Source organism: Sphingomonas jejuensis (assembly GCF_011927695.1).
Lineage (GTDB): Bacteria > Pseudomonadota > Alphaproteobacteria > Sphingomonadales > Sphingomonadaceae > Sphingomonas_K > Sphingomonas_K jejuensis.
In genome coordinates this window covers 278,938-289,357 of the sequence record NZ_JAATJE010000002.1, presented here as the reverse complement: position 1 = coordinate 289,357, position 10,420 = coordinate 278,938, and the positions used below count along the sequence as shown (strand labels likewise).

At 65.6% G+C, this 10,420-nt stretch carries 8 protein-coding genes; 4 read left to right on the top strand and 4 right to left on the bottom strand.

What is annotated here, in order from left to right:
* Positions 1-11: 11 nt before the first annotated feature.
* Positions 12-1,061 carry a beta-propeller fold lactonase family protein gene (locus tag GGR88_RS10885; RefSeq protein ID WP_167954881.1) on the bottom strand — a complete coding sequence of 350 codons (1,050 nt, stop codon included), beginning with the start codon at positions 1,059-1,061 and terminating at the stop codon, positions 12-14.
* A 49-nt stretch (positions 1,062-1,110) separates the two neighbouring features.
* Between GGR88_RS10885 and lepA the strand changes: the two genes are divergently transcribed.
* The 4 genes from lepA (at position 1,111) to GGR88_RS10865 (ending at position 7,659) form a co-directional block, all read left to right on the top strand.
* Positions 1,111-2,907, top strand: a complete 1,797-nt coding sequence (gene lepA, locus GGR88_RS10880; RefSeq protein WP_167954879.1) for a translation elongation factor 4 — start codon at positions 1,111-1,113, stop codon at positions 2,905-2,907.
* Between the two features lie 191 nt (positions 2,908-3,098).
* Complete coding sequence (locus GGR88_RS10875; protein WP_167954877.1) at positions 3,099-5,666, top strand: TonB-dependent receptor; 2,568 nt, start codon at positions 3,099-3,101, stop codon at positions 5,664-5,666.
* A gap of 95 nt (positions 5,667-5,761) precedes the next feature.
* Positions 5,762-6,859 (top strand): sensor histidine kinase, encoded by a 1,098-nt coding sequence (locus tag GGR88_RS10870; protein ID WP_167954874.1) that lies wholly within the window; start codon positions 5,762-5,764, stop codon positions 6,857-6,859.
* Positions 6,856-7,659: a LytR/AlgR family response regulator transcription factor gene (locus tag GGR88_RS10865; protein ID WP_167954872.1), complete on the top strand. Its 804-nt coding sequence runs from the start codon at positions 6,856-6,858 to the stop codon at positions 7,657-7,659. The genes GGR88_RS10870 and GGR88_RS10865 overlap by 4 nt, the downstream gene beginning before the upstream one ends.
* A 14-nt stretch (positions 7,660-7,673) precedes the next feature.
* Here GGR88_RS10865 and msrB read toward each other — a convergent pair whose 3' ends face one another.
* Genes msrB through GGR88_RS10850 form a run of 3 tightly spaced genes read right to left on the bottom strand, consistent with a single transcriptional unit; the run spans position 7,674 to position 10,362 of the window.
* The gene (gene msrB / locus GGR88_RS10860) at positions 7,674-8,177 is read right to left on the bottom strand and encodes a peptide-methionine (R)-S-oxide reductase MsrB (RefSeq protein ID WP_167954870.1); all 504 of its coding nucleotides are present in this window, start codon (positions 8,175-8,177) and stop codon (positions 7,674-7,676) included.
* Between the two features lie 32 nt (positions 8,178-8,209).
* Positions 8,210-9,448: an ABC transporter permease gene (locus GGR88_RS10855; protein WP_167954868.1), complete on the bottom strand. Its 1,239-nt coding sequence runs from the start codon at positions 9,446-9,448 to the stop codon at positions 8,210-8,212.
* A complete protein-coding gene (locus GGR88_RS10850; RefSeq protein ID WP_167954866.1) occupies positions 9,445-10,362 on the bottom strand; it encodes an ABC transporter ATP-binding protein in 918 nt (305 codons plus the stop codon). Before GGR88_RS10850 ends, GGR88_RS10855 begins: the two co-directional genes overlap by 4 nt.
* Between the last annotated feature and the right edge of the window lie 58 nt (positions 10,363-10,420).

Below are 10,420 nucleotides of genomic sequence, written 5' to 3'. Positions count from 1 at the left end.
AAGCGTCCTTCCTATTCGGCGTTCGCCCGCGCACTCACCGGCGACAGGCCCAGTCCGTCGCCCATGTCGCCGGCCGGCAGCCGGCGCAGCACTGTCCCATCGGCCAGATCGACCTCGGCGATGCGGTCATGCCCCGTTTCGGCGACGAAGATCCGGCCGCCGCCGGGCGCGAACAACAAGGTGACCTGCTTGGCCTCGGCCGTGCCGCTGACGGGAATGGTCCGGATCGCGCGCATGGCGGCCGTGTCGATCACGGTCAGATCGCCGCTGGCGTAGTTGGAGACAACGGCGCGGGTGCCGTCGGGGCTGATGGCGACGCGGATCGGCGTCCGGCCGGTGGGCACGCGGCCGACCTCCGCCAGCGTTTCGGCATCGAACACGCGCACCACCGCGTCGGCGCGGTCGGCGACCCAGATGCGGCGGCCGTCGGCCGACAGCGCGATGCCCTCCGGCTCCGTGCCGGCGGCAAAGCTGCGCCGGTCATGCTGGCCATCCAGGTCGATCACGCTGACGGTGCCGCTCTTCATGTTCACGACATAGGCGGTGCTGCCCTCGTGCACGGCCAGCATGTGCGACTGCTCGCCGCCGGTCGGCACGGCATAGATGCGGTCCGGCGTCTCGGCGGGGGCGTTCGCCAGGATCGTGACCAGCGTGCTGCTCCCTTCCGCCGTGGTCAGCAGCCGACCGTCCGGAAGCCAGACGAGCCCGTGCGGGCGGCTGTTCGCGCCCATGTCGATCCGTTCGATCCTTCTGCCGCTGGCCACGTCGAACAGGTCGATGGTGTTGCTGCCATAGGCGACAACGGCCGCGCGGGCGCCATCGGGTGACAGCGCCACTTCGTGCGGCATCGCCGCCGTTGGCGTCCGGCGCACCTCGCGCCCGCTTTCCAGGTCAACGAAGCTGACGCTGTTCTCCCCCTTGTTGCCGATCACCAGCGTGTCGGCGATCGCGGGGGCGGGGAGAGCAAGGGTGAGGGCGATGGCAGCGGCGGCTTTCATGTCGGTGTGCTCCTCTTCTGGCGCGGCGGCGTTGCCGGTCAGCCGCGCTTTGGCAAGCCCCACGCTTGCTGCTATCGGCGCCAGCATCCTCCAACGCGCTTGAAAGCATCCAGTGGCGACCCCGCTCTCCCAGATCCGCAACTTCTCGATCATCGCCCATATCGATCATGGCAAGTCGACGCTTGCCGACCGGCTCATCCAGCGCACCGGCGGCCTCGCCGAGCGGGAGATGTCCGCCCAGGTGCTCGACAACATGGATATCGAGAAGGAACGCGGCATCACCATCAAGGCGCAGACCGTGCGCCTCCAATGGAAGGGCCATGTCCTCAACCTGATGGACACGCCGGGCCATGTCGACTTCGCCTACGAGGTCAGCCGCTCGCTGGCCGCCTGCGAAGGCGCGCTGCTGGTAGTGGACGCAGCGCAGGGCGTGGAGGCGCAGACGCTTGCCAACGTCTACCAGTCGATCGAGCACGATCACGAGATTCTGCCCGTCATCAACAAGATCGACCTGCCGGCCGCCGAGCCGGAAAAGGTGCGCACGGAGATCGAGGACGTGATCGGGATCGACGCGTCGCACGCCGTGCTGGCGTCGGCCAAGTCCGGCATCGGGATCGACGAGATCCTGGATGCGATCGTCGAGCGCATCCCTGCGCCCACTGGCGACGCCGACGCGCCGTTGAAGGCGATGCTCGTCGACAGCTGGTACGACCCCTATCTCGGCGTTGTGATCCTCGTCCGCGTCATGGAAGGGACGCTGAAGAAGGGCCAGCAGATCAAGTTCATGCAGGCGGGCACCACCCACCTGATCGACCGGGTCGGCTGCTTCCGCCCCAAGATCGAGCAGCTGACCGATCTCGGCCCGGGCGAGATCGGCTTCATCACCGCGCAGATCAAGGACGTGGCGCAGGCCCGCGTCGGCGACACGCTGACCGACGCGAAGCGGCCCGCCGCCGAGCCGCTGGAGGGCTTCAAGGAGGTTCAGCCGGTGGTGTTCTGCGGGCTGTTCCCCGTTGACGCCAACGACTTCGAGAAGCTGCGCGAGAGCATCAGCAAGCTGCGGCTGAACGACGCCTCCTTCTCGTTCGAGATGGAAACGTCGGCCGCGCTCGGCTTCGGCTTCCGCTGTGGCTTCCTGGGCCTGCTTCATTTGGAGATCATCCAGGAGCGGCTGACGCGTGAGTACGACCTCGACCTCATCACCACCGCGCCGTCGGTGGTCTACAAGATCGAGCTGACGCATGGCGGCGGTCAGATCGACCTCCACAATCCGGCGGACATGCCCGATCCCAACCGCATCGAGACGATCGCGGAGCCGTGGATCGAGGCGACGATCTACGTGCCGGACGAGTATCTGGGCAGCATCCTGAAGCTCTGCCAGGATCGCCGCGGCATCCAGAAGAACCTCACCTATGTCGGCGGCCGCGCGCAGGCGACCTATGAGCTGCCGTTGAACGAAGTGGTGTTCGACTTCTACGACCGGCTGAAGTCGCTGTCGAAGGGCTATGCCAGCTTCGACTATCATCAGATCGGCTACCGCGAAGGCGACCTCGTCAAGATGGGCATCCTGGTCAACGAGGAGCCGGTCGACGCGCTCAGCATGATCGTCCACCGCGCCACCGCCGAGGTGCGCGGGCGGGGCATGGTGGAGCGGCTGAAGGAGCTGATTCCCCGGCACCTGTTCAAGATCCCGATTCAGGCGGCGATCGGCGGCAAGGTGATCGCCCGCGAGACGATCAGCGCGATGCGCAAGGACGTGACCGCGAAATGCTATGGCGGCGACGCGACGCGCAAGCGCAAGCTGCTCGACAAGCAGAAGAAGGGCAAGGCGAAGATGCGCGAATACGGCTCGGTGTCGATCCCGCAGGAGGCGTTCATCGCCGCGCTGCGCATGGGAGACGAGAGCTAAGTGGCTGCGATTGCAAGGGCTGCAATCGCTGTTGCGCCCTTGCGACCTGCGGCATTTGTGCAACGCGGCAAACAATTATGAACGCGCGTTAACGCCTGGCGGAACTTGTCACAATCCCGACACATGGCGTGACCAGAGCGGCCCCGCCGCGGTCGAGCCCCCTGACGCTCCACCGCTCCAATGGGGATCATATGCGACATCAGCTTTTTGCCGGGGCGGCGCTCTTCGCCCTCACCATCAGCACGGCCGCCCACGCGCAGTCGACGGGCTCGATCGATTTCGAGGAAACGACCGAAGGCGAGGAGATCATCGTCACCGGCACGCGCACGCAGGGTGTGGAAGGCATTGAGATCCCCGACAGCCCCAAGGCTCGGGTCATCCTCAACCAGGAGTATCTTGAGCGGCAGGCCCCCGGTCAGACCGTGCTCGATGCGCTGAACCTCGTTCCCGGCGTCAACTTCACGCAAAGCGATCCGTTTGGCTCCTCCGGCGGCAACATCCGCATCCGCGGCTTCGACGGCAACCGCATCTCGCTCACGTTTGACGGTTTTCCGCTCAACGACACGGGCAATTACGCCATCTATTCCAATCAGCAGCTCGACCCCGAGCTGATCGACGAAATCAACGTGAATCTGGGCACAACCGACATCGACAGCCCGACGGCGTCGGCTGCCGGCGGAACGATCAATTATCGCACGATCATCCCCTCAGAGACCTTGTCGGCGACCGCCGTCGCAGGCGTTGGCGATTTCGACTATGTGCGCGCCTTTGGCCTGATCGAAACCGGCAACCTGAATTCGTCCGGAACGCGTGCTTTCCTCTCGGCGTCGCGCACCCGCAACGACAAGTTCAAGGGTCCGGGCGAGATCGACAAGTGGCAGGCGAACGTCGGCATCTACCAGCCGATCGGGTCCAACGGCGACTTCTTCCGCGTCTCCGGTCACTACAATGAGAACCGGAACAACTTCTACCGCAATCTGACCGTGAACGACCTTCGTTCGCTCCTTGGGTCGACCGTGATCCCGGCGACCGCGGGCGCAACGTCCGACAATCCGATTCGCATCGGCGACTTCTCGAACAGCCAGTACGATCTCATTCGTCGGTTCGAGAATCTGGGACAGTGCAACCTCACCGTCCCGGGTCCGGGCGTGCAGAATGCCAATGGCGGTTCGGGTCCGAACGGCACCGGTCCCACGCTGGCAGGCGGCACGCAGAACCCGTTGAACGCGGCAGCCTGCACCAACTACTACAATCTGCGCGTCAACCCGTCGAACACGGGCAACGTGCGCGCCAATCTCCGCCTGACGCTCAGCGATCAGCTGACGTTCACCGCCGACGCTGGATATCAGTATACGCTGGCGCACGGCGGCGGAACAACGACGCTGGCCGAGAGCAGCGCGCGGGCTCGTGGGGGCACGCCAACGGCGCCGGGCGTAGACTACAATGGCGACGGCGATTTCCTCGACACCGTTCGCTTCTTCACGCCGAACATCACCAACACCAATCGTTACACTGCTACGGCCTCGTTGATCTATGAGTTCACCCAGAGCCAGCGCGTTCGCCTTGCTTATACCTTTGACTATGGTGATCACCGCCAGACCGGCGAGTGGGGTTATCTCCAGCCAAACGGCAACCCGGAGAACATCTTCTCGGGCCGCAACGGACGCCCGGTCCTGACGGCGGACGGCTTTCAGTTCCAGCAGCGCGACCGTCAATCCTACGCCAGCCTTCATCAGATCTCTGGCCAGTATATTGGCCGGTTTTTCGATGACGCTCTGACCGTGGACATCGGCGTTCGCGTGCCGTTCTTCCACCGTGAGCTGAACCAGAACTGTTACACTGAAGCACGGGGCTCGTCGGGCTTCGCCTATTGCACCAGCGAACCAGTCTCGACGCTTCGAATCATCGGTCCGAACGATCCGGTGCCGTCGACCGGTGCGACCCCGTATTATGCGCCGTTCGAACAAGATTATGACTACGACGCGGTGCTGCCGAACATCGGCTTCACCTTCGCGGTGACGGATGCCGCCAGCATCTTCGGCAGCTACGCCAAGGGCTTCTCGGCTCCCCGGACCGACAACCTCTACCGCAGCCCCTTTGTGGGCGTGCAGCCAGAGAAGACGGACGCGTTCGACCTCGGCCTGCGCTACAACAATAGCTTCATTCAATCGCAGGTGTCGGCCTGGTACATCAACTACCAGAACCGCATCATCACCTCGTTCGACAACGATCCGCTCAGCCCCACGTTCGGCACGTCGCTCGACCGCAACGTCGGCGAGGTGGAAAGCTATGGTGTCGATGCGACCGTTACCGTGCGGCCCACGGATTGGGTCGCCCTGACGGCGATCGGCTCCTATCTGAGTTCGGAGTTCAAGGACGACGTTCCGCTGACCGGTACCACCAACGCCGGCATCATCGGCAAGCGCGTGCCCGAGACGCCCGAATGGCAGTTCGGTGGTCGCGCTCAGTTCACCGCAGGTCCCCTGGATCTTGGGGTTGAGGCTAAGTGGGTGGACGAACGCTTCGGCACCGACGTGAACGACGTCGTTTTTGACGACTACACACTCGTCGACGTCGATCTGCGCTTCAACCTCGCCGATTATGGTCTTGAGGAAAGCTTCATCCAGCTGAACGTCCTCAACGTCTTCAACGAGCGTTACTTCAGCAACATCAGCACGCAGATCAACGCCGCCGGAAATCCGAACGGAACCTACGGCTATCCGCGTACCTTCATGGGTTCGATCCGCTTCGGCTTCTAAGCCACCACGCGATCAACATGCTGAACGGCCGTCCCTCACCCGAGGGGCGGCCGTTCGTCTTTGCGCGGCGGCGCCTTCGCGCTAGACGATGGGGCATGAGCGCCATCGGGTTCACGCAGCGGCCGTTCTTTGATGACAAGAACCGCGCCTTCTGGAACCTGCAGACGGTCGGGTGGGCGGGCTATCTGATCCTGCGCGCCGTGTCGGGCTTCTCGAACGGCCTCACCGCCAGCTTCATCATCCCGATCCTGGTGTCGACCGCCACCGGCTATTCGATCACGCTGGTCATGGCCGCGGCCTTCCGGGTGCTGAGCGACCGCCGCCCGCTCGTCACCTATGGCGGATCGATCGTCACCATCCTGCTGGCGGCCGCCATCTACTCGCTGATCGACGCCTGGATCTACAATGTGGTCCAGGGCAGTGGTCAGGCCTTCAACATCCGGCTGCTCAGCGGGCTCATCTTCCTCGACTTTGTCGTGATCGCGGCCTGGTCGGCGCTCTACTTCGCGATCAACTTTTACCTGGTCGTCGAGGAGCAGGCGGATCAGCTGACCCATCTGGAAGGGCAGGCCACCTCGGCGCAGCTTGCGATGCTGCGCTACCAGCTCAATCCCCATTTTCTGTTCAACACGCTCAACTCCATCTCCACGCTGGTGCTGCTGAAGCAGACCGACAGGGCCAATGCGATGCTGTCGCGCCTGTCGTCCTTCCTGCGCTACACTTTGGTCAACGAGCCCACGGCGCAGGTGACGGTGGAGCAGGAGGTGGAGACGCTGAAGCTTTATCTCGAGATCGAGAAGATGCGCTTCGAGGACCGCCTTCGCACCAGCTTCGACATCGACGCGGCGGCCGCACAGGCGCAGCTGCCCTCGCTTCTGCTCCAGCCGCTCGTCGAAAACGCGATCAAATATGCCGTCACCCCGCAGGAGGACGGCGCCGACATCTCCGTGGGCGCGCGGCTCGTCGGGGACCGCGTGCTCCTCACGGTGCGCGATTCGGGCCCGGGGTTGAACGACCGATCGCAACTACCCAGCTATTCCACCGGCGTCGGTTTGGCGAACATTCGGGACCGTCTGTCCCAGGCCTATGGCGCGGACCACCGGTTCGAGGCGAAGACGCAACCCGGTGGGGGCTTTGGCGTGACCATCGACATCCCCTTCCAGACGGACCAGCACAGCAGGGAAGCCGCATGACGATCAGAACCATCCTCGTGGACGACGAACCGCTCGCCACGCAGGGGTTGCAACTCCGCCTCCAGGCGCATGACGATATCGAAGTCATCGAAACCTGCACAAACGGTCGCGAGGCCATCCGCGCGATCAAGACCAACAAGCCCGATCTCGTTTTCCTCGACATCCAGATGCCCGGCTTCGACGGCTTCTCCGTGGTGCAGGGGTTGATGGAGGTCGAACCGCCCTTGTTCGTGTTCGTCACCGCCTATTCCGACCACGCCATTCGCGCGTTCGAGGCGCAGGCGGTCGACTATCTGATGAAGCCGGTCGACGAGACTCGCCTGTCCGACACGCTCGACCGCGTGCGCCAGCGTTTGTCGGAAAAGCGCGGCGTGGAAGAGGTCGAACGCCTGAAGGGCGTGCTCGCCGAAGTCGCGCCGGAGGCCGCGGACGCGATGGCCGACGGAACGGAGGACGGCCCGTCTTCCAACCGCTTCGAAAAGCTCATCAACATCAAGGATCGCGGGCAGATCTTCCGCGTCGACGTGGACTCGATCGAACGGATCGACGCCGCCGGCGACTATATGTGCATCTACACCGGCGACAACACGCTGATACTGCGCGAAACCATGAAGGATCTGGAAAAGCGGCTCGATCCCCGCCGGTTTCAGCGGATCCACCGGTCGACCATCGTCAACCTGGACCTGGTCAAGCAGGTGAAGCCCCACACCAATGGTGAGTGCTTCCTCGTGCTCAACTCAGGCGCGCAGGTGAAGGTCAGCCGCTCCTACCGCGACGTGGTGGCCCGCTTCGTCCACTAAGGGGGCGGGCAGTGTCAGGCCGGACGAAAGGTCAGCGCCACGCCGTTGATGCAGTGGCGCTGGCCGGTCGGACGCGGCCCGTCGTTGAAGATGTGGCCCAGATGGCCGCCGCACCGGCTGCAATGCACTTCGGTTCGCGCCATGCCGAACGACGTGTCGCGCCGGGTGCCGACCGCATCCGGCACCGCCGCCCAGAAGCTCGGCCAGCCCGTCCCGCTCTCGAACTTCGTGCGCGACCGGTACACGGGCTGTCCGCAGCCGGCGCAGGCGAAGGTGCCGGCGCGGTGCTCCTCGTTCAGCGGGCTGCTGTAGGGGCGCTCCGTGCCCTGCTCGCGCAGCACGTTGAACGCCGCCGGGGACAACCGGCGCCGCCACTCGGCCTCCGACAGCCGGAAAGGATAGGTCTGCGCCTGCGCCGGCTCGGCGCCCAGGCCCAGCCGGCTTGCGGCAACGGCGCCCGCGCCAAGGACGCCCAGCCCGATCAGGGCACGACGGCTCACGTCTCGCGATGTGTTCATGCTGACCGACGTCGGACGCCGGTCCTGTTTTTTCAAGAGGATGGTTCGGCCACCGGCTTCTTGCGCCGGAACGGCAGGCTGAGGCCGCCGCCCGACTTCAACACGCCGACCCGGAACAGCCGCGCACCCAGCCAGATCACGATCATCACCCAGAGGAGTTGCCACGCGATGGCCAGCAGATGCGGCCACAGGCTGGCGTCGTTCGCCGCGCGCGCCGCCATGGCGAAGGGGGATGACAGCGGGAACAGCTCGGCCACACGCGCGATCGGTGCGCCCGGGTTGCCTGCCGCCGCCGCAGACAGGGCGAACATGCCCAGCTGCAGCATGGTGATGGGCAGGGAGAGCATCTGGATCTCGCGCATCGTCGATGCCTGCGCGCCCACGCCCAGGAAGATCGCCGACAGGATCAGAAACGCCATGATGAAATAGACGATGAACAGCAGCGCGAACATCGGCAGCCCGATCGCCGGCTGCAGCGCGCTCGCCACCGCCAGCTCGGGCGGCAACAGCATGATGCCCTGGGCGCCCAGCGCACCCCAGAAGCCGATGAAGAGGATCGCGACGCCGAACAGCCCCAGCAGCTTGCCCAGGAACACCGCCTCCAGCGGCACCGCGGCCGCCAGCACCTCGATCACCTTGTTGCCGCGCTCCTCCGCCAGCATGCCGACCGCCTGGCTGGCGAGCAGCAGGGTGACCAGGAAGATCGCGAACACGGCGAAGAAGCCTGCCGCCTGGCGGGAGCTGCTGGTGGCGCCCGACCGCTGGACCTCCGTCAGGGTGGCGGTGACGATCTGTCCGTCGGCGCCCGCCCGCTCGCCCAGCACGACGCGTTCCGCCAGCTGCCGCAGATAGGCCGCAGACCGGTCGCCGCGTGGTCCATGGAGGATCTGCGGGGTTTCGATCGGGCCGGCCAGAACCGCCGACACCTCGATGTCGCCGGCATCGAACAAGGCGCGCGCCTGGCGCAGCGGGTCCGCGTCCGGCGCGCGGATCTCCAGGGCAGGGGGCGCTTCCTCCGACCGGAACACGGTGCGCAGGCCGGCATCCGCGGCGGTCACGCGGGGGCCGGTCGCGGCATCCGCGATCACGACGACGCGGTTCCGGTCCACGCTGCCCTCGGCAAGCCGCGCCGCGCCCGCTCCACCGATCGCGCCGAAGCCCAGCATCAGCAACGGCGCGAGCAGGAAGATGAGGAAGGTCGGTGTGAAGACGATCGCGACGAAGTCGCGCCGGGCGACGACCAGCGTCTGACGCAGGAACCGGCCGATCATCGGTGCATCTCCCGCCCATCCTGGCCCACGATCGACACAAAGGCGTCGTGCAGGCTGGGTCTTTCCACGGACAGGCCAGCCACGCCGTGCCCGCCCTCGATCACGCGCGCCAGGACCGGCTCGATGCCTTCCGGCGGAACCGTGAAGTCGAACCCGCCTCCCGCCGCCTCGACGGCATCCGGGGGCAGCAGGGTCTGGACCCCGTCTGGGTCGCGCGGGACGAGATGGGCGCGCATCGGCAGGGTCGACCGCGCGTCGTCCACCGTTCCTTCGAACCTGCGGCGACCACGGTTGATGATCGCCAGCCGGTCGCACAGGCGCTGCGCATGCGCCATGACATGGGTGGAAAACAGCACGGTGGCGCCGCGGTCGCGCTCGGCGAACACGATCTTCTCGAGCCGCTCCTGGTTCACGGGGTCGAGGCCGGAAAAGGGCTCGTCCAGCACGAGCAGGTCGGGCTGGTGGACAAGCGATCCCAGCAGCTGGACCAGCTGCGCCATGCCCTTGGACAGCTTGCGGATCTTCTCGTCGACCACATGGCCCAGGCCGGCCGCTTCCATCATCTCGGCGCCCCGGCTGCGGCCCAGCTGCCAGGGCAGGCCGCGCAAAGCTCCCATGAAGGCGATCGCCTCGCGCGCCTTCATGGCCGGATAAAGGCCGCGCTCCTCCGGCAGGTAGCCGATCCGGTCGCCGGCATCGCGCGGCTGCTGGCAGCCGAGCACGGTGCGGTCGCCCTGGTCTGGATCGATGATCCCCAGCAGCATGCGCAAGGTGGTGGTCTTGCCGGCGCCGTTCGGCCCCAGCACGCCGTAGATCATGTTCGACGGCACCGACAGGTCGACGCCATCGACCGCCCGCCGTCCTCCGAACGACTTCACCAGCCCGGCGGCATGAAGCGCCAAACGATCACCCAACGGTCGTCCCCCTCACGTCTCGGCCCACAGCGTGGTAGCGGCCCGGTGCGCTCCAACA